21 protein-coding genes are annotated in these 19,372 nt (G+C 70.2%); 12 read left to right on the top strand and 9 right to left on the bottom strand.

What is annotated here, in order from left to right; genetic code table 11:
- Positions 1-32 precede the first annotated feature (32 nt).
- On the bottom strand, positions 33-686 hold the full coding sequence (locus F4X11_25055) for a hydroxyacylglutathione hydrolase (protein MYN68246.1): 654 nt from the start codon (positions 684-686) through the stop codon (positions 33-35).
- Between the two features lie 154 nt (positions 687-840).
- Between F4X11_25055 and F4X11_25050 the strand changes: the two genes are divergently transcribed.
- The 3 genes from F4X11_25050 to pcaC all read left to right on the top strand — a co-directional run bounded on the left by F4X11_25050 (position 841) and on the right by pcaC (position 4,354).
- Positions 841-1,947, top strand: a complete 1,107-nt coding sequence (locus tag F4X11_25050; protein MYN68245.1) for a hypothetical protein — start codon at positions 841-843, stop codon at positions 1,945-1,947.
- Between the two features lie 279 nt (positions 1,948-2,226).
- On the top strand, positions 2,227-3,909 hold the full coding sequence (locus F4X11_25045; GenBank protein ID MYN68244.1) for a tannase/feruloyl esterase family alpha/beta hydrolase: 1,683 nt from the start codon (positions 2,227-2,229) through the stop codon (positions 3,907-3,909).
- A gap of 58 nt (positions 3,910-3,967) precedes the next feature.
- Positions 3,968-4,354, top strand: a complete 387-nt coding sequence (gene pcaC / locus F4X11_25040; GenBank protein MYN68243.1) for a 4-carboxymuconolactone decarboxylase — start codon at positions 3,968-3,970, stop codon at positions 4,352-4,354.
- Positions 4,355-4,435: 81 nt separating this feature from the next.
- Here pcaC and F4X11_25035 read toward each other — a convergent pair whose 3' ends face one another.
- The gene (locus F4X11_25035; protein ID MYN68242.1) at positions 4,436-4,957 is read right to left on the bottom strand and encodes a hypothetical protein; all 522 of its coding nucleotides are present in this window, start codon (positions 4,955-4,957) and stop codon (positions 4,436-4,438) included.
- Between F4X11_25035 and F4X11_25030 the strand changes: the two genes are divergently transcribed.
- From F4X11_25030 to F4X11_25020, 3 genes are all read left to right on the top strand, one after another.
- A complete protein-coding gene (locus F4X11_25030) occupies positions 4,946-5,134 on the top strand; it encodes a hypothetical protein (GenBank protein ID MYN68241.1) in 189 nt (62 codons plus the stop codon). The genes F4X11_25035 and F4X11_25030 overlap by 12 nt on opposite strands.
- Before the next feature lie 100 nt (positions 5,135-5,234).
- Entirely contained in the window at positions 5,235-8,300 is a 3,066-nt protein-coding gene (locus tag F4X11_25025) for a hypothetical protein (protein MYN68240.1), read from the top strand.
- Positions 8,301-8,367: 67 nt separating this feature from the next.
- Positions 8,368-9,027 (top strand): DUF3471 domain-containing protein, encoded by a 660-nt coding sequence (locus tag F4X11_25020; protein ID MYN68239.1) that lies wholly within the window; start codon positions 8,368-8,370, stop codon positions 9,025-9,027.
- A gap of 15 nt (positions 9,028-9,042) precedes the next feature.
- On the opposite strand, the gene F4X11_25015 is transcribed toward F4X11_25020, so the two are convergent.
- Entirely contained in the window at positions 9,043-9,912 is an 870-nt protein-coding gene (locus tag F4X11_25015) for an MBL fold metallo-hydrolase (protein ID MYN68238.1), read from the bottom strand.
- A 211-nt stretch (positions 9,913-10,123) separates the two neighbouring features.
- On the opposite strand from F4X11_25015, the gene F4X11_25010 reads away from it, so the two are divergent.
- Positions 10,124-10,654, top strand: a complete 531-nt coding sequence (locus F4X11_25010; GenBank protein ID MYN68237.1) for a hypothetical protein — start codon at positions 10,124-10,126, stop codon at positions 10,652-10,654.
- A 72-nt stretch (positions 10,655-10,726) separates the two neighbouring features.
- Here the strand turns inward: F4X11_25010 and F4X11_25005 are convergent, their stop codons facing one another.
- On the bottom strand, positions 10,727-10,933 hold the full coding sequence (locus F4X11_25005) for a hypothetical protein (protein ID MYN68236.1): 207 nt from the start codon (positions 10,931-10,933) through the stop codon (positions 10,727-10,729).
- Between the two features lie 70 nt (positions 10,934-11,003).
- Between F4X11_25005 and F4X11_25000 the strand changes: the two genes are divergently transcribed.
- Positions 11,004-11,984 (top strand): nucleoside hydrolase, encoded by a 981-nt coding sequence (locus F4X11_25000; GenBank protein MYN68235.1) that lies wholly within the window; start codon positions 11,004-11,006, stop codon positions 11,982-11,984.
- Between the two features lie 64 nt (positions 11,985-12,048).
- Here the strand turns inward: F4X11_25000 and F4X11_24995 are convergent, their stop codons facing one another.
- Genes F4X11_24995 through F4X11_24985 form a run of 3 tightly spaced genes read right to left on the bottom strand, consistent with a single transcriptional unit; the run spans position 12,049 to position 14,268 of the window.
- Complete coding sequence (locus tag F4X11_24995) at positions 12,049-12,702, bottom strand: hypothetical protein (GenBank protein ID MYN68234.1); 654 nt, start codon at positions 12,700-12,702, stop codon at positions 12,049-12,051.
- Positions 12,699-13,658: a zf-HC2 domain-containing protein gene (locus F4X11_24990; GenBank protein MYN68233.1), complete on the bottom strand. Its 960-nt coding sequence runs from the start codon at positions 13,656-13,658 to the stop codon at positions 12,699-12,701. The genes F4X11_24995 and F4X11_24990 overlap by 4 nt, the downstream gene beginning before the upstream one ends.
- A 4-nt stretch (positions 13,659-13,662) precedes the next feature.
- Positions 13,663-14,268: a sigma-70 family RNA polymerase sigma factor gene (locus F4X11_24985; GenBank protein MYN68232.1), complete on the bottom strand. Its 606-nt coding sequence runs from the start codon at positions 14,266-14,268 to the stop codon at positions 13,663-13,665.
- A gap of 110 nt (positions 14,269-14,378) precedes the next feature.
- Between F4X11_24985 and F4X11_24980 the strand changes: the two genes are divergently transcribed.
- Positions 14,379-16,100 carry a PQQ-binding-like beta-propeller repeat protein gene (locus tag F4X11_24980; protein MYN68231.1) on the top strand — a complete coding sequence of 574 codons (1,722 nt, stop codon included), beginning with the start codon at positions 14,379-14,381 and terminating at the stop codon, positions 16,098-16,100.
- Positions 16,101-16,180: 80 nt separating this feature from the next.
- Positions 16,181-17,179 carry a hypothetical protein gene (locus F4X11_24975; GenBank protein MYN68230.1) on the top strand — a complete coding sequence of 333 codons (999 nt, stop codon included), beginning with the start codon at positions 16,181-16,183 and terminating at the stop codon, positions 17,177-17,179.
- A gap of 26 nt (positions 17,180-17,205) precedes the next feature.
- Here the strand turns inward: F4X11_24975 and F4X11_24970 are convergent, their stop codons facing one another.
- Positions 17,206-17,613: a type II toxin-antitoxin system VapC family toxin gene (locus F4X11_24970; GenBank protein ID MYN68229.1), complete on the bottom strand. Its 408-nt coding sequence runs from the start codon at positions 17,611-17,613 to the stop codon at positions 17,206-17,208.
- Positions 17,613-17,867, bottom strand: a complete 255-nt coding sequence (locus F4X11_24965; protein MYN68228.1) for a PSK operon transcription factor — start codon at positions 17,865-17,867, stop codon at positions 17,613-17,615. Before F4X11_24965 ends, F4X11_24970 begins: the two co-directional genes overlap by 1 nt.
- 67 nt (positions 17,868-17,934) lie before the next feature.
- Between F4X11_24965 and F4X11_24960 the strand changes: the two genes are divergently transcribed.
- Positions 17,935-18,903, top strand: a complete 969-nt coding sequence (locus F4X11_24960; GenBank protein MYN68227.1) for a M23 family metallopeptidase — start codon at positions 17,935-17,937, stop codon at positions 18,901-18,903.
- Positions 18,904-19,042: 139 nt separating this feature from the next.
- Entirely contained in the window at positions 19,043-19,366 is a 324-nt protein-coding gene (locus F4X11_24955) for a helix-turn-helix transcriptional regulator (protein MYN68226.1), read from the top strand.
- The last annotated feature ends 6 nt before the right edge of the window (positions 19,367-19,372 follow it).

Raw genomic sequence — 19,372 nt, 5'->3', positions numbered from 1 at the left:
CCTCCGAGACGGCGGGGTCGGAGCGACGTTGCCTACTTCAGGCCGTGCCGGGCCTTGAACGCGGGCCAGTCGCGTTTCAGCTCCAGGAACGCATCGAGATCCGCGCACAGCAGGAACGGATTGGTCCGCTTCTCCAGCGCCAGGGTGGAACTTGGCCGCACGCCGTAGTCGTGGCCCGGCCAGACGGTGGCGTCGTCCGGAAAGGTGTCCATGACACGCTGAAGACTGTTCCACTCGGTCGCGGCGTCCTCGTCGTTCCCGGTGCCGCCCACCTTTCCCACGAACACGAGGTCTCCCGTGAAGAGCAGCCGGTGCGTCGGCTCGAAGAGGACGAGGTGGTCCGCTGCGTGCCCCGGCACGTGGAGGCAGTCGAGGGCCAGCGCGCCGATCGACAGCAGCGCCCCGTCGTCGAGCCGGACGCCGGGGTCGACCGGACAGGCGGGATGCGCGGCCACCGCCGCCCCGGTCAGACGCACGGCCTCGGCGTTTCCTTCCGTGTGGTCGGGGTGTCCGTGGGTGTTGACGACGTGCGTTACCTCGAGTCCCTGCGCGGCGGCCCGCTCGGCCAGCACCGCCGGTGAGTACGAGGGGTCGATCAGGACGGCGGCCCGCGCGTCGCGGTCGCCGAGGAGGTAGCCGAAGTTCCGGTCTCCACCGGTGCGGATCTGTTCAAAAACAAGCTGCACGGTTGTATATTTTATGGTCCGCGCGGTTGCGGGGCACGGTGCCGGGGGTACGGTGCGGCACGGCGTCGCCCGGACGTGCTGCGCGCACGAAGATCCGACCGCCGGGGAGCTTGGGACGCCAGGAACACTCTCGAAGGAAAGGGAAGCGTGAACCATGCGTAAGTCTCTTCTCGTCATTGCCGTGGTGGTCGCGTCCGGCCTGTTCGCCGGACCGGCCCTGCTGACGCAGGTCTCCGGTCCGTACGAGGCGGTCGACGGCTGGCTGAAGCCGTTCGCGCCGGCGGGGTACGCGTTCGGATCGGCCACGGGCGTGTTCGCCGAGTCGCCGGATCGCATCTTCATCGCCCAGAGCGGCGAGATCCGCCTGCCGGACCCGGTGCCGGACGGGTTCACCGGCTATGTCGGCTCGATCGGCCTGAACGCGCTCGAGGCGGGCGAGAACCGCGTCTGGCGCAACTCCATCTTCGTGGTCGACGGCGACGGCAACCTGATCGACGCCTGGACGCAGTGGGACGAGATGTTCGAGGGGGGCGCCGGCCCGCACAAGATCAAGATCAACCCCTTCGATCCGGATCGCAAGGTGTGGGTGGTCGACGAGACGAACCACCAGGTGCACGCCTTCTCCAATGACGGTTCGGAGCTCGTGATGTCGCTCGGCGCGGGTGGCGCGGGCAGCGACGAGACCCACTTCGACAGTCCGCGGGACATGGCGTTCCTCGAGGACGGTTCCATCTTCGTCGGTGATTCCGGCAACTCGCGCGTCGTCAAGCTCGACGCGGCGGGCAACTTCGTTACCTCGTGGGGCGTGCAGGGCAACGAACGGGGTCAGTTCAACGGGGTCCACGCGGTGGCCACCGACAGCATCGGCCGGATCTACGTCGCCGACCGGGACAACGACCGGGTGCAGGTATTCAACGAGACGACCCGCTCGACCTGGTACCACCCGAACATCTCGCCGGTCGCCACCTGGCCGGGATTCGAGTCCGCCAGCGACATCTACGCCACCGGCTACGAGGTCTGGATTGCCGACAACGGGCCGACGCGGATGGTCAAGCTCGACTGGAACGGCAACCCGCTGTACGAGTTCGGAGCCGACGGCGACTCAGCGGGGCAGTTCGGCGAGCTGCACCAGTTCTCCGTCGACGCCGAGCGCAACTTCTACGGGGCGGACAGCGTCCAGGGCCGGGTGCAGAAGCTCGTCCCGAGCGAAGGGGCCGGCTTCACCGAGCTGATGGGACGGCCGGACCCGGCGCTGCGCTAGGAGTCTGCGCCGTAGAGCGGCGCAGATTCCTGGTCAGGCCCGGTTGGGCGGCAAGCGGAGCCGTAGGCGAGGCTTGGCGGGCCGGGCGCTTCGGGGCACGGCTGCAATCGCGGCCGGCGACATGCCACGCGCGCGCCGCCCGCTTGGCCGTGAATTCGGGAAGGCCTGCCCGTGACCGGCGTGGGCAGGCCTTCGTTGCCGTTCCGATGAATTCCGCGGCCGCCTCCGGTCTTGACCACGTAACCGAAGCTCGAAGCGGTGGTGGGGAGGAGACTTCCGATGCAACAGACGAGACGTGTGCTCCTGGCGGCGTTTCTCGTCGCGATCGGCCATCCCGGCGCGATTGCGGCCGCGGGCGCACCGGCCGGCGCTTCGGTTCAGGAGGTTCGTGCCGGCGCTGCGGCCCCGGACCACGCCGCCTGTGACGCGCTCTTGCATCTGCGCAACCTGACCATCACCCACGCAGGGTTGTCCACCACCGCCGGCGGCGTCTCCTACTGCTACGTGCGCGGCATCCTGCCGCCTGCGATCCATTTCCACGTGCAGTTGCCGTTGCCGGCCGACTGGAACGGCCGGTTCCTCAAGTGGGGAGACGGCGGCAAGGACGGGGATCTCGACTACGCCGACCACCGCGTCGACGAGGGCTACGCGGTGGCCAACAGCAATACCGGCCACGACAACGGGGCCGAGCCGGGCTCGTCGTTCGCCTACGACAACCGGCAGGCCGAGATCGACTTCGGCTACCGTGCAGTGCACCTGACGGTGGCCGCGGCGAAGACGGTGGTGCGCAGCTACTACGGCGACGATCCGGCCTACTCCTACTTCGAGGGTTGCTCCACTGGCGGCCGGCAGGGTCTGATGGAGGCGCAGCGCTACCCGACGGACTTCGACGGCATCGTGGCCGGGGCGCCGGCGAACCACTACCAGGGGATGAACGCGGTCCGTGTCTGGCTGCTGCAGCGGATGTTCCGCGACGATTTCGCAGGGGCGCTCGCGTTCGACACCGACGGCGACGGCCGGTTCGACAGCGTCCGCAAGATCGATCTGCTGGCCGACGCCGTGCTCGCGGCCTGCGACGCTGACGACGGGGTGCGGGATGGGGTCATCGACGACCCGGTCGCCTGCGACTTCGAGCCGGACCGCGACCTGGCGGCGCATCGCTGTCCGGAGGGCAGGGATGGCGAAGGCTGCTTCACGGCGGCGCAGATACGGACCATCGAGGACTTCCACGCCGGGCCGCGCGATCGGGACGGCCAACCGATCTACGCCGGCAAGCCGTTCGGTTCCGAGCGCCAATGGGCAGGCCTGTTCATTCCCTATACCGGCAACCGGTTCGCGCCGGGCGCGGTGCGCCTGGGCGGCGACCACCTCAACTACCTGTTCTACGAGAACGATCCCGGCGTTCCGCCCGCGGACCTCCTCGACACCACGGTGGAGCTGGACCGCAACGTCACGCCGCCCGAATGGGCGTGGTGGGAGTTCGACATCGCCGACGTGACCGCGGGGAGGGGCGATCTGATGAAGGGGATCACCGACGCGGTGGATCCGGATCTGTCGCGGTTCCTCCTGGGGCAGGACGGCAAGCTGATCCTCTACCACGGGTGGGCCGATGCCCTGGTGGTGCCGCAGCCCACGGCCGCCTACTACGAGGACGTCGTCGACACCACCTTCGGCGGGGACGTGTCGGCGGCCCGCGAGCGGGCGCGTCTGTTCATGGCGCCCGGGATGAACCACTGTCGGGGCGGGGCGGGGCCGGACACCTGGGACCGGCTGAGGCCGCTGGTCGACTGGGTCGAGCGCGGCGCCGCGCCCGATGCGCTCATCGCCACGCACGCCACGGGCGGGGTCGTCGACAATGAGCGTCCGATCTGCGCCTACCCCGAGCGCGCCGTATACACCGGTCCGGACGGGGGCGCCGACGACCCCGCAAACTGGGTCGCGGGGAACTTCACGTGCCGCTGAGCGAGCGGGGCGACGTTCCTGTTCGACCGCCGCTGAGCGAGCGGGGCGAAAGGCACTCATGAGCAGGGATCTGTACGACGCGGGAATGACGATCCGGCGGCGCGTGCTGGGCGACGACTACGTCGACCGCGCCGTGGCCGGGGCGGATGCGTTCAACGAGGAGTTCCAACAGCTCGTGACGGAGTACTGCTGGGGCAAGGTCTGGGGGCGGCCCACGCTGACCGACAGGGAGCGCAGCCTGATCAACCTCGCGATGATCTCGGCCCTCAACCGGAGCGCCGAGTTCAAGGCGCACGTCCGGGGCGCGCTGCGCAACGGCTGCACCGTGGCCGAGATCCGCGACACGCTGCTGCAGGTCGCGGTCTACTGCGGCATCCCGGCCGGCGTCGAGGCCTTCAGGCTGGCGCGCGAGGTGCTGGAGGCAGAAGGGGTCTCGATAGAATGATTCCGCCGCCTGGCCACGGAGGCGGCGCGGGGGCGCCCGGCCGATCCCCGACCGCGGGACACCGAGCGGGCGGAAATCCCGCTACTGGGGCACGTAGGCGGGGGCGGGTCCGGCGAACTGGACGGACTCGTTCCCGGAAGGGGCGTTCCCGAGCATGCGGGCGGGCCGTTCGTTGACGGTCGGTGGAGAGCCGCTCGTCAGCACCAGCCAGTCGGAAACCGTACCCGCGTCGAGCGGACCTATCCGCAGCTCCGCGATGTCGTCGACCGCTTCGCCGAATGCGCTCTCCTCGAGCGCGCGCCACTCGACGCGCACCGAGGTGTCGCCCTTGTTGGTGAGCCGGTAACGGTACTCGTAGCCGTCCGCGGTTCGCTCGACCTCCGACTCGAAGACGACGTTGACGTAGTACCACAACTCGTACTCGACGTCGAAAGCGCGGGTCCCGCGCGAGGTCACGAGCGGCTCCCAGGTCTCCGCCTGCCGCGCGCCGGCGGGCAAGCCGAGTGCCAGGCAGCTCAACCCTCCAACCACGATCGCCGCGAAGAGACGGCCGCCGATGGTGGGGATGACGTGCCGGTCACGCCGTGCGCAATGGGCAGACATGCGCCCATTCTATCAGGGGCGCCGCAGGCCGCGTCACCGTTCGCGGAGACCGCGAACCACCGGCATCTGCCGACCCGGCCGGCGCGGCGCGGCCGCGAGGCTCGGCACGGCGCGGACCGCTGGACGCGCATCGGCGCGGTCGACGTCGACAGGCCGCTGCTGGCGCCGGTCGGCTGAGCGCCTGCCCCGACGTTGCCGTCTTCGCTGCGTCCGACTAGACTTGCCTGTTCCCCACAGGCGTTGTCCCATGAGGTGTGGTTGCCGATACCGTGAGCGTGTGCGCCGGGTCCCACTGGTCGCCGCGGCCGTGCTGGGCTGGTTCGGTCTCGGGCTTCCGGCGGCGCCGGCCGCGCAGCCCGTGGACGTGGTCCTGGTGGTTCCGTTCGCCAACCTCAGTCGGCAGGCTGCGGACGAGTGGATTGGTGCGGGCATCGCCGAGACCGTGTCGAGCGATCTGCGGAACCTGGGCGTGCCGGTGGTCGTCGATGACGGGTCGGCGGGGCCTGCGCGCGCGGGCCGTGCCGCGAGTGACGGGCAGGCTCTCGCCGCCGGCCGCATGCTCGGTGCGCGGTGGCTGGTCGCCGGCGGTTATCAACGGGTCGGAGACCGGCTGCGGATAACCGCGCGGCTGGTCGACGCGACTACCGGGATGGTGCGCCGGCACACCAGGGTCGACGGCTATCTCGCGGACCTGTTCGACGCACAGGACCGGATCGTTGCGGCGCTCGCGGATGCGTTCGCGCCCACTCGCTCGCCGGATGCGGACCCGGCGGATCGCGGGCGGGTGCCCGGTCTCGCGGCCGGGCGCGTCGATTCCATCGCGAACGGCGCCGATCGCGAAGACGTGGTCCCTGACCTGGGCGGCGCGGGACCGTTCGCCGGCGGCCGCGGCCGGCCGGGAAACGCCGCCGCCGGCGGAACCGGCGTGACCGGTGTTCTCGATCTCGGCGAGGCGGGGGCGGCGCTGTCTCCCGCCGGCAACGGTAACGGCAACGGACTCGGCGGCGCCGTGGACGGCGCGAGCCAGCCCCGTCGAACGGCCACGGTGTCCGAGCCGCGGCGCGGCGGCGGGTTCGCCGCGGTGCCGATCGCGCGGCGGCGCGTCACGATCGGCCGTGCCGCGCAGCCGCCGAACCTCGACGGCCGGCTCGACGACGCGGTCTGGGAGACCGCGACGTACATCGACGACTTCGTCCAGATCGCGCCGGTGGAGGGCGCCCCGGGCACGGAGGAGACCGAGGTCTGGATGGCGTACGACCGTGATCACCTCTACTTCGGGTTTCACGTCCACTACACCGATCCGGGGATGATCCGGGCCAACCGGGCGGACCGGGACGAGATCGGCGGCGACGACCGCATGTCCGTGCTGTTCGATCCGTTCCTCGACCAGCAGCGGGCATACCAGTTGAGCGTGAACGGCTACGGCGTTCAGAGCGACGAGCTGGTCAACGCCGACGGCAGCCGGGGCGCGTCGCGCAGCCGGTCGCCGCAGCAGTCGCGGTCGAGCGGCGGCGGCCGGGGCGGGCGGTCGAGCGGCGGCGGCAGCGGGCTGAGCAACTCGGGGCAGTTCGGCATCCGCGGCGACCGGTCGTGGGACGCCCTCTACGAGACGCGCGGACGGATGGTCGATGACGGCTGGACGGCCGAGATGGCGATCCCGTTCAAGAGCCTCCGTTATCCCGCGCTGGCGGGCGAGGGGGGGCGGCGCTGGGGCTTCCAGATCACCCGCGTGATCCGCGGCAAGTCCGAGGCGCAGTCCTGGTCGCCGATCTCGCGCGGGGTGGCGGGACAGTTGACGCAGTTCGGGATCCTGGAGGGGCTCTCGGACCTGTCGCAGAGCCGCAATCTGGAGATCCTGCCGGAGCTGACCGGCGCGCGGCTCGGCGCGCTCGACACGTCCAACGGGGCGTTCGACAACCAGGATCCGTTCGGCGACCTCGGGGTGAGCGTCAAGTACGGCATCACGCCGAACCTGACCGCGGACATGGCCTACAACCCCGACTTCTCGCAGATCGAGTCGGACCAGCCGCAGATCGAGACGAACCAGCGCTTCGCGCTCTTCTATCCCGAGCAGCGTCCGTTCTTCCTGGAAGGACAGGAGATCTTCCAGACCGCCACGCCGCTCACGCTGCTGCACACGCGGACCATCGTCGACCCGCGCTTCGGCGGCAAGCTGACCGGCAAGGTCGGCCGGACCACGCTCGGCGTCATCGTCGCGGACGACGAGGCGGCCGGTCGCTTCGACGACAGCGCCGATTCGCGCTTCGGGACCACGGCCCAGACCTTCGTCGGGCGGGCGCGCTACGACCTCTACTCCGAGTCGTACGTGGGCGCCATCATGACGGCGCGAGAGTTCGGGCACGACTACAACCGGGTGGGCGGCGTCGACGCGCGCTTCCGGCTGGGACGCACGCACCGCTTCAGCTTCATGGGCGTCGGCTCCGAGACCCGCAGCGAGGAGTACGGCTTTCTCCGCGGGCCGGCGTTCGAGGCCGACTTCACGCGCCAGGGGCGGAACCTGAGCTACGGCGCCGCCTACGGCAGCGTCGATCCGGAGTTCTGGACCGAGACCGGCTTCCTGCCCCGCTGGAACCTGCGGCAGGCGACCGCCAACGTGGGGTACCGCTGGTGGCCGGAGTCCACGCTCATCACCTGGGGGCCGACCGTCAACTACCTGCGGCTGTACGACCACACCGGCGTGCTGCAGGACGAGCAGATCCAGGGCATGGCCAGCTTCCAGTTCCGCCACAACATCTCGGTGACCGCCAACGTCAACCGCGACCTCGAGCGCTTCGAGGAGGTCGGCTTCCGGAAGAGCGGGTACGGCGCCTTCGGCGTCATCAGCTCGCGCCTCGTCTCGATCGTCGGCGGCATCAACCGGGGCGACGGCATTCTCTACAGCTACGACGGCTTCACGAACCCGCTGACCGCCAGTCCCTACCAGCGCGCGATCCTCGGCGAGTCGACGACCGGCAACTTCCTGATCAGCGGCCGGCCGTCGTCGCGGTGGCGGTCGGACCTGACCGGCATATTCAGCCAGCTCGTCGACCCGACCGCCGCGTTCGAGGTGATCGACGTCAAGATCTTCCGGACGCGCACCACCTACCAGTTCACCGACCGGCTGCTCCTGCGCTACATCCTGGAGCACAACACGTTCGGCAAGACGCTGGGCAACAACCTGCTGATGACCTACCGCATCAACGCCGGGACCGTGGCGTTTCTCGGCTACGACGACCGCTACCGGCAGGGCCGGCGCATCGACGAGCTCCTGTTTCCCACCGCGGCGCTGCAGCGGACGAACCGCGCCGTGTTCGGCAAGCTCTCGTATCTGTTCCGCTACTAGGAGCCCCCGTCCTGGAAACGATGCCGACGCGGACGACGCTCACCTGACCGGGTCTGGACAAGTACCGATGCTCTTCGATTCCGCGCGGCGCCGTCTGGCAGGCCTGATGTTGCTGGCGGCGTTCGCGCCGGCCTTCTCGTCCGCGCAGCGGCCGGTACGCGTCGACCCGGTGCTGCTGGAGCAGTACGTCGGGCAGTACCGACTGTCGGCGAACTATGTCCTGAGCATCCTCGTGGACAACGACCGGCTGTACGTGCGTGCCCCGAACCGCGGCACGCGGCTGCTCGTGCCTACCTCGGAGACGGAGTTCGTCGAGGTGGAGTCGGGGCTGCGCATCACGTTCCGCATACGTGCCGACACCCGCCGGGTCGATCACCTCGTCTTCGAGCAGCAAGGGTACGGGCGGCGCGCCGACCGGATCTCGGCAGAGGTCGACGCCGACCCCGCCACCCGTCCCGCGCTGACGTTGCCCGAGGCGACGCTGGCCCGCTACGTCGGGCGCTACGAGGAGCAACCGGGGTTCGCCATCGCCATCACGCGCGAGGGCCAGCAGTTGCTCGCGCGGATGACCGACCAGGATCCGGCGGCGATCTTCGCGGAGTCGGAGACGGACTTCTTCTACCGCGATCGCGACGCGCGCATCACGTTCCGCGTCGAGGGCGGCACGGTCGAGGCCCTGGTCTGGCGTCAGGCCGGGGCAGCGCTCGAGATGCGCCGCCTGGATTGAGTCGACTCTACTCTGTCAGTCTCCGGCCAGTTCGCCGTAGACCGCGGTGAGGAAGCGCTGCGGGTCGCCCCACTTGGCCTCGTAGTCGGATGTCGGGCCCGCGGCCAGCACCTCGTCGTAGCTTGCGCCGCCTTCGACCAGCGCCGTCACCTGTGCCGCGACGTCGATGATCATGTCGCGGAACTCGATGACGTCCTCGCGGCCCGACACCACACCGTGCCCCGGCACGATCTTCGTGTCCGGACCGGCGATGCCGGCCGCGATGCCGAGCGCCTCGATGGTCCCGTCGAGCGTCCCGCCGTTGCCGCGGTCGATCACCGGGAAGGCGACCGTCCGGAACACGTCGCCGAGGTGCAGCACGTCCGAGCCCTTGAAGTGGATGAAGCTGTCGCCGTCCGTGTGGGCCGGCGGCACCGGCAGCAGCTCGACCTCCTCGCCGTTCAGATGAATCCGGATCGCGTCGCTGTAGGTCAGCACGGGCAGGGCAATCGCCGGCAGGCGTTCGGCCAGACGCAGGCGCACGCGGTCCTGGGCCACGATCTCGACGCCCAACCGCCCCATGTTCTCGTTGCCGCCGACGTGGTCGCCGTGCACGTGGGTGTTGATCAGGTAGCGGATGTTGCCGTCGGAGATCCCGTTGATCGCCTCGACGATGCGCTCGGTCAGCGGCGCGAACTGATCGTCGATCATCACGACGCCGTCGTCGCCGATCGACAGGCCGATGTTGCCGCCGCGTCCCGCCAGGTAGTGGACGGTGCCGGCCACGTGGTGCGTGGAAATCTCCACCGCGTCCCAGTCGACGGGCTGCTGGGCGCGGGGGGCGAGGCCCGCGATGAACACGGCCGCGCCTACGAACGTGACGCCGACGAGCATGCTGCGATTCATGGACGTTCCCTCCAGAACGAGAAGACGACTCGGCCTCCGTGAATGTTGCGAAACGGATTGCCGGGGCCAGACGATGATACGGTCGATCGCGTCCCGGCGCGAGTCCCGCCGTGCGGCCCGCGCGGGCCGCCACGTCTCGTGCGCACGGCGCTGCGGCAGGACCGTGGACTATAGTGAGGGGCTGGAGAGTGGATCAGCGCAGGAGGATGCAGTGAGCGCCACGAAATCACACGCGACACGCGGGCGGGCTTCCGATCGTCGCCGTTTCCTGAAGCGGGCTGTCGGTGCGGGCGCCACGCTGGCGGCAACCGGCGTGGGGGCCGCCGTCGGTCGCGCCCAGGCGTCCGACGGGTTCGTCCGGTTCGACCACGTCTCGTTCCCCATGCGCAACACCGGGGCCATGCTCCAGTTCTACCGCGACCTCGGCTTCGACGTGATGGAGGGAGACCGCATCTGCTCGGTTCACTTCGGCGACGCCAAGATCAACCTCCACCGGCCGGAGATCTGGGAGAGCGTCGAGTTCACGCTGCGGGCGCCGCGGGCCGTGCCGCCGTGCGGCGACTTCTGCATCGTCTGGGGCGGAAGCGCGGCCGACCTCGAGCGGACGTTCGAGCGGATCGGCGCGGTGGTCATCGAGATGGGGCCCCGGCAGGGCGGGCGCAACGGCGGGGTCGACACGGGGACGAGCCGCTACATTCGGGATCCCGACGGCAATCTGCTCGAGTTCATCACCTACCCGTGAGGCGTGCGCTCGTCCCGCGCGTGCGCTCGTCGGCGCCCACCGCCCGCGGGGTGGTGGGCGGCTCGCCGAAAGCTACGACAGGTTCGACGCCAGCGTGATCAGGCCGAGCACGAACAGCACCGCCACCCCGGCGACCAGCGCCTTGGCCCCGAAGTCGCTCGCACCGGGGCTCAGTGCGTTGAGCAGTCCCACCAGCGCCGCGCCGGCCATCCCGACCGCCGCGATGCCGAACAGCCCGAAGAACAGGTTCGCCAACGCCAAGGTCACCATCTCGCTCACGTGACACCTCCCGCGGCAAATCCGACGGCCGCCGCAGCCGCCGGGGGAAGGACTGTACCATGATCGGCACATGCAGCGCCGACTTCTCGTAGACACCGACTCGGCCGTCTTCAACGACGACGCCGCCGCGCTGGCGATGCTCGTGCGGCGGCGCGACCTCTTCGAGCTGCTCGGGATCACCGTCGTGGCGGGCAACCACACGGTGCCGCAGGGCGCCGAGCACATGCTCCACCTGCTGGAGCTGACCGGGGCCGCGGACGTGCCCTTGCACCTGGGCGCGCATGCGCCGCTGGTCAACACCGCGGCGCGGGCGGCCCGCTGGGAGGCCGAGTGGGGACCCATCGGGTTCAAGGGCGCCTTCGCGGCCGAGCCCGGGGTGCGTCCGCCGCACGGCGGGCGACTCGCGTCGACCCGGCCGCGATCGAGCGACGCGGTGGCGTTCCTGATCGAGGCGATAGAGCGTCACCCGGACGAGGTCACGCTGGTGGCGCTCGGTCCCATGACCAACGTGGCGCTGGCCCTGCGGCGCCGGCCGGACTTGGCCCCGCGCATCCGCAGCCTGGTCTTCATGGGCGGCAACGCCCGCGTGCCCGGCAACGTCACGCCGGCCGCGGAGTTCAACTTCTGGTTCGATCCGGAGGCGGCGGCCGCGGTGCTGGCCGCGCCGATTCCGCGCATCGTGATGTTCGGCCTCGACATCACCAACCACGCGCCGCTGCACAAGACCCGCTTCGACCGCATCGTCGCGGTCGATACACCGTTGACCCGCCTCATGCGGTACGACATGGGGCCGCGGTTCGACGGCGACCCCGCTGCCACGGCGTACGTCTGGGACTGCATCACCGCCGCCTGGCTCATCGAGCCCTCCATCGTCACCGCGTCCGAGGGGCTGTCGATCACGGTCGACACGACGTTCGGTCCGAACTCCGGCGCAACCGTCGTCGGTCCCCGTGGCGTTGATGACGGCCGGCACGTCGAAGTGATGCTGGACCTCGACGTGGAGCGGTTCTACGCGCTGTATTCGGATCTCCTAACGCGGCCGGTCGGGTAGCATCAGCGTCCCGGTTGTCCAGGACTGAGACACCACTGCTGCTCGCGGGTTCGCGCCCCGGCGCTCAATTCCCCGCCTGCCGCTCCCTCAGCGCCTTGACGAGCAGGTGGATGCCGAGGCCGAGCGGGATGACGGGCCACCACGCGGCGAGCCAGTCGAGCGGGATGCCCAGCAGCGTGTTCGAGAGCAGGACGACGCCCAGCACGATCAAGCTCACGGCGCCGCCTATCGAGCTCCCCAGGCTCGGGAGCGAGATGTCCATGTCCATGTTCGGAAGATCGATGCCTTCACCGCCGTCGAGGGCCAGGTTGTAGAGGGTGGCGCGCCGGCTGGCGTCGACGATGTTGTAGATGACGAAGAAGGACAGGAAGATCGCCATGGCCGGGAGCAGCGCAGGGAACGGACCGCCGCCGGCGGCCAGAAACGCGATCGTCGTCCCGAACACGACGTTGTGGATGAACCCGACCTTGTAGTAGCCGACGTAGATTTGGCCGGCGCCGGGCATCAGCGACAACAGCCCGGCGATGATGGGCGACTTGGGTTGCAGGCCCGGCGTCGCACCGGGGGGGGGCGCGTAGCGCGTCCGCTCCCCGGCCGGCCGGGAGGGCGCCGGGGTCGTCCGCGCGGCGGGCTCCGGCGCCGCGGGAAGTGGCGACGAGGCTGGCCGATCCGGCGCCGTGGTCGGCGGGGTGTGCGGAGGCTCCGGGGATCCGTTCATGGTCTGCTCCTTCCGGCCGGGATTGGCGCGGCCTCGGTGGTCGTGGACGAAGAGAACGGCGGGAACAGCAGCTCCGCCAGCATGGCGCCGGCGTCACGGCCGATCGAGTGCAGCGCGTCGACCCCGCCGAACAGGTCGCGGTCCCGCACCGCCTGCAGGAACTGCCGCCAGTGCCGGTCGAGCTCCGGCGCCGCGCTCGCCGCCCGGCGGCGCCACGAGGACAGGCCCGAGAGCCGACCGGACACTTCGCTCGCGCCGTCCGCCGCGACGCGCACGGTTTCCTCGCGCAGCGCCGCGACGGTACGGTCGAGCGCGGCGACCGACCGGGCGCCCGCCGCCTGGGCGCCGGCCGCACTGCGCTCCACGAGGGCCTGCGCCGCCACCGCCGTGCCGCGTAGCGGCGACCAGGAGGCACCGCAGATCAGCCACACCAGCAGTGCGGCGACGCAGCCGGCCTCCCAGGCGACGCGGGGGCGCGCCAGCAGCCGGAACCCTGTTTCCCGCATCCGTTCCCGGAAGACGGTCCACCACGGTCGTCCTGGCCGGGTGAGAACGAGGATGTCGTCCACGAGCGGGGGATCCGGCGGCAGCGCCGCAAACGACGGAAGGTCCTCGGCCAACCGTACAAGGGCGGTCAGGATGGCGGTGCAGGCGGGGCAGTGCCGCAGGTGCGCATTGCACAGGTCCTGGTCCGCGGCGTCGAGCGCGCCGTCGAGCAGGTCTCCGAGCAGGGCTCGTGCCCGCCCGCATGCAGGGCCGCTCGTCTGCGCGAGGATCGCCTCGGTCAGGTCGCCGGGCGCTGCGATCGCCGGCGCGAACGCTTCCTGCATCGACGCCAGGAGCGCGCGGCAGTCGGGGCAGCCGGCGGCGTGCGCCGCGGCGCGCAGTCGCTCGTCCTCCGGCATCGCGCCGTCGACCAGGGCCTCGATTCGGTCGCAGAAGAGGCGGCAGTCCATCGCATCATCCCCGTGGACGGGAAGTCCGCGCGTACGAGGGGTCGACGGCCACGACCTGTCTCGCCAGCTCGATCCGCGCGCGGGTCGAGCGCGACTTCACGGTTCCGAGAGGCAGGCCGAGCAGGTGCGCGATCTCGTCGAGCCGCAGGCCCTGGATCTCCTTGAGCAGGATCATCTCGCGGCTTGCGGCGCTCAGCCGCGCGAGGGCCGTGTGTACCGTTCGTTTCCGGTCGTCGGTCAGCCAGGCCTGCTCCGGATTCGGCGCGGCGTCCGGCGGCAGCGCGCTCTCGTGCTCGTCGGCCCGCAGATCCTCCGCCGGCGGGCGCGCCTTCCGGCGCCGGAGCTGATCGATGCACAGGTTGCGCGTGATGCGCAGCAGCCACGCCAGGAAGCGGCCTCCCTCGAAGGCGTCGAGCTGCCGGTAGACGCGCACGAAGGCCTCCTGCGTCACGTCCCGTGCGTCCTCGACGCTGCGCAGATAGTGCCAGGCGAGGCCGTAGACGCGTCCCTGGCAGTCCCTCACGAGCTGTTCCCACGCGAGGTCGTCGCCCCGGCGGCAGCGCTCGACGAGGGCCGCGTGCGGGTCCGGGCCGGCCTCCTGCGTGGTCATCGTGAGAAGGAACGCACCTGGACGGAAAAGGTTCGCCGGCGCCGCCGCGGCGGGGGCGCCGACTATAATCAGGCCCGCGAAATCATCCTTCGAAGCTCAAGGAGGGCCTCATGCCGTCTCCGGCCTCTCGCGCATATCTCGTCTGCCTCGTCGCGGCCGTCCTGCTGGCCGCTTCCGCGTTCCCGGCAGGGGCGCAGGACCGGGACTTCACGCCGGTCTCCGATGCCGTGCTGCAGGATCCCGATCCCGCCGACTGGCTCAACTGGCGGCGCACCCTGGACGGCTGGGGCTACAGCCCCCTCGACCAGGTGGACCAGGACAACGTCGGCGATCTCCGGCTCGTCTGGTCCTGGGGCCTCGAGCCGGGCGTGTCGCAGACGACCCCGATCGTGCACGACGGCGTGATGTACATCGCGAACCCGGGCAACGTGGTGCAGGCCCTCGACGCGGGAACCGGCGACTTCATCTGGGAGTACCGGCGCGAGATGGACGAGCGGCTGCGGCCCGCCGCGCAGATGCGCAGCCTCGCGATCTACGAGGACCTGATCATCCTCAATACCCGGGACGCGCATGTCGTCGGCCTCGACGCGCGGACGGGCGAGGAGCGCTGGGACACCGACGTGGCGCCGGACCACGACGGCTACGGGTTCTCGAGCGGGCCGGTCATCGCCGACGGCACGGTCGTGGCTGGGTTGCGCGGCTGCGAGCGGTTCCGCGAGGACACCTGCTACATCGTCGGCGTCGACGGCCGCACCGGGCGCCTGATGTGGCGAACGTCGACCATCGCCCGGCCGGGAGAGCGCGGCGGCGACACCTGGGGCGACCTCCCGCTGCTGTTCCGCGCCGGCAGCGACGCCTGGATCCCCGGCGCCTACGATCCGGTCACCCGCCTCGTCTACTACGGCACGGCGCAGGCCAAGCCGTGGTCGCGGGACGCCCGCGGCACCGACGGCGACGCCCTGTACAGCAACTCCACACTGGCCCTCGATCCGGAAACCGGCGAGATGCGCTGGTTCTTCCAGCACATCCCCGGCGACAGCCACGACATGGACGAGACGTTCGAGCGGATCCTGATCGACTACGACGGCCGGCAGTCGGTGTTCAGCATGGGCAAGCTGGGCATCCTGTGGGAGCTCGACCGCACGACCGGGGCGTTCACCAAGGCCGTCGATCTCGGCTACCAGAACCTGGCCGACATCGATCCGGAGACCGGCGAGTTCACCTATCGCGAGGGCATGGTCTCGGGCGTGGGCGAGATGCTCTTCTTCTGCCCGAGCACCGGCGGCTTCAAGGCACTGCGGGCGATGGCCTACCACCCCGACACCGGCGCGCTGTACGTGCCGCTGAACCTGCAGTGCGAGACGGCCGCGTTCGGGCCGGTGGAGCAGCGGCCGGGCGGCGGCGGCACGGGCGGCGTGCGGGGCCGGCTGAACCACTTCCATCCGGACGCGCCGGGTCAGCTCGGCGAGTTCCAGGCGCTCGACATCCGGACCGGCGAGGCGCTGTGGAAGCACCGGCTCCGCGTCCCGTACAACACGGCGGCGCTGACGACGGGCGGGGGTCTGGTCTTCGTCGGCGACTGGGAGCGGCACGTCTTCGCCTACGACGCGGCGAGCGGCGAGCAGCTCTGGCAGAGCCGGCTGACGACGATGGCCAACGGCTATCCGATCACCTACGCGGTCGACGGCAGGCAGTACATCGCCTTCGGCGCGGGCGGCCCGCTGGGCGGCTCGAGCTGGACCAGCATCATCCCGGCCGACCTGATTCCGGAGAAGCGCAACCCGCGCCAGGGCAACGGCATCTTCGTGTTCGCCCTGCCCGAGGAGGATTGAGCACCCCCCCGGGGGAGCGCACGCTCGGAGAGTGGTTCCGGCCCGGCCGCAGGCCGGGCCCATTGCCGCGGAGGGCAACCGTGAGAAAGCACAATGTTCGCCGGTTCGCCGTCGTCTTCGCCGTCGTCGGTTTCGCCGCCGTGGCGGCCGTGCCGGCCTGGCAGTCGGCCGCGAACTACACCGAGGTCTCCGTGTGGCCGAAGCTGGCCACGACCGCCGCCGGCACGCCTTCGGCCTGGAACTTCGGCCAGGTGGTCGCCGTGGCCACCGGCGCCGACGGCAACATTCTCGTACTGCACCGTGGGGCCCAGCCGATCCTGGTGTTCGAGCCGGACGGCACCTTCGTGCGAGGTTGGGGCGAGGGGCTGTTCAGCAACGGCAAGGTCATGGGGGTGGCTCCCGAGGACCGGGCGCCCGGCGCGTCCGGCTACACCGCCGTCTACGGCCCGGCGGGCTGTCAAGCCTGCGGCGCGCACGCCATCCGCGTCGATCCGGAAGGCCACGTGTGGGTCGTGGACGCGCCCGGCCACGCGGTCTACAAGCTGCGCGAGACCGGCGAGGTGCTGATGCACCTCGGCACGCCCGGGGTCCCGGGCGCCGGCCACGACACGTTCAATCTGCCCACGGACATCGCCTTCGCCCCCAACGGCGACATCTACGTGAGCGACGGGTACGGCAACGCCCGCATCGTGCGGTTCTCGAAGGAGGGGCGCTATCTCGGCGACTGGGGCTCGCGGGGCGCCGGGCCGGGCCAGTTCGGCCTGCCGCACGGGGTCGCCGTGGCCGGCGACGGCCGCGTCTACACCGTCGACCGCGACAACCGCCGGGTTCAGGTCTTCGATGCCGAGGGCAAGTTCCTCGACCAGTGGACGGATCTCACCGGCGTGCAGGCGCTCTTCGTGACAAGGGAGCAGCGCATCTGGGCCGGCGGCGCGCTGCGCACGCTGGACGGCGAGATCCTGGCCGAGCTGACGGGCGGCGGGGGTGGCCACGGGATGACCGTCTCGCACGACGGCGGGGTGTTCGCCGCGCAGCTCAGCGGGCGCGTGCAGAAGTTCGCGGTGCGCTCGCCCGACTGAGCGATCGATCGGGTGGCTGCCCGCCCCTACGGAGTCGGCGCCGGTGGCAGGACCAGGTCGAGATCCGTTTGCGCGAAGTCGTCGCTCTTGCAGAGGAGCGGCTCGCCGAGCTGGCGGGCGAGCGCGTAGGTGAAGCAGTCGCCGTAGTTGAGTCCGGCCGGGTGTCGTCCCTTCCCGAAGTCGACGAACGCCCGCCGCGCCATCCGGGCCTGAGCCGGATCGACCGTCATCACCTCGATGCGCGCGGTCTCCAGCAGCATGTCCAGGCGTTGGACGCCTTCCGCTCCGTAACGCGACTGCAGGACCATCGACGCTTCCACGAAAGTGGCGGCCGAAGTCCGCCGCACGGCCGCCGCCCCGATCGCCTCGGTAAAGGAGCGGCGGTCGGGCTCGTCCTGCAGAATCGCGAGAAACGCCGACGTATCGATGACCATCAGCGGGGAACGCCGTACTCGTCGTACCCAATGATCTCGTTCGCGGGGCGTCCGTCACGTACGGGGAGCTTCGCGCAGCGCCGCCCGATCTCGTCGAGCTCGTCGGCCAGCGAGCGTCCGCTGCGTTCACGCCTGAGCCGCTCCAGACGGTCTCGAATAGCCTCGGCCACCGCCTCGGTCTTGGTCCGCCCGCTCAGCAGCGCCAGCTCCGCCACCAACCGTTCGGTTTCCGCGTTCCTGATGTTGAGCGCCATTGTGTTACATGTATAGTAGGCAATCTACATTGTATCACCCGCTGTGTGATTTGGGGACCACCGGTCCATGCGACTTGTCAACGTGCTCATCGCGCTCGGCGCGACCGCGCTCATCGCGGGTCTCGCGCAGTTGGTCCTTGATGTCCGTCCGCCGCTGTTGGCGGTCCTGGCGATCTACATCACGTCGCGGTGGGTGGTGGGGAGGCTGCGCGGGCCGGCGCGCGGGTCGGAGTCGGCGGATGCGCCGGACCTGCGTGAGAGCTGGCCGATCTCCGGCCCGATCGGACGTTTCGGGCCGCGCGCCCCCGACACAGTGTGGGCGTGGACTCAGTGGTTGATTCTCCTCAATCCGTTCCAGGTCCTGGAGATGGTTCGCCAGTCCGAAGGCGACTCGGCCCTGGTCGCGCGGGAGACGCGCAGCGGGGACGACTGCCGGGGTTACGAGACCAGGGCTGTCTACACGCTGCCTTTCGAGGGTGAGTGGCTGCTGTGCAATGGCGGCGCCACACCCGAGACCTCGCATTCGTGGGACGTGCTCGGCCAGCGCTTCGCGCTCGACTTCGTGCAGGCGAACGAGGCGTTCGAACGCCACACGGGTCGGGGCACGCGCGCCGCGGACTACTTCTGCTACGGGCAGGACATCCTGGCGGCGGCCGACGGCACCGTCGTTCGCCTGGAGAGCCGGGTACGCCAGGCGTTCCTCGGCTGGGGCATCTGCGACTTCACGGCACGCAGCTTCGTGGGCAATCACGTTCTCATCGAGCACGCGGAGGGAGAGTTCGCGTTGTACGCCCACCTGATTCGGGGCAGCGTCACCGTCGCGCCCGGCGACCGGGTGACCCGCGGACAGGTGATCGGCCGCTGCGGGCACAGCGGCCACAGCACCGAGCCGCATCTGCATTTCCACTTGCAGGACTCGAGAGAGCTCTGGGAAGGAATGGGTCTGCCGGTGCGCTTCTCGGGCTTGCTCGTTGACGGGGAGCCGGCCGATGAGATGCTCCTGACCGCCGGGAACCGCGTGCGCCCCAGACACTGACGGGGCGATGCGGTGCCGCCCGTTCATCGATGGCGGTCTCGCCTGTCAGGTCTGGGGCAAGGACCGCCGACGTCAGCGGCCTTCTGTAGCAACTGTATATGCTGATTTATGAGTATTAGAATGCAATATATTGATTCTTATGGGGCCTAGAGTCCACCCTCCCTCGGTCCAGCGCGCGCTCCGTGCGCTCGGCCGCGATATCGGCATCGCCCGCCGGAAGCGGCGCCTGCCCGTGGCGGACTTCGCAACGCGCATGGGCGTGTCGCAGGGCACGCTGATGAGACTCGAGAAAGGCGAGGCCGGCGTCTCGATCGGGGCGTTCGCGATGGCGCTATTGGCGCTGGGTGAATTGCACCGCCTCGATGAGATCCTGGACGTCTCGCGAGACGATACCGGCCTGATGCTCGACGTCGACAGCCTCCCGCGGCGCATCCGCCGGCCGAGGCCTCGTTCCCTCGGATAGCGTTAC

It is taken from the genome of Acidobacteriota bacterium, assembly GCA_009861545.1.
Taxonomy (GTDB): domain Bacteria; phylum Acidobacteriota; class Vicinamibacteria; order Vicinamibacterales; family UBA8438; genus WTFV01.
This window is presented reverse-complemented; position numbering and strand designations above follow the sequence as displayed.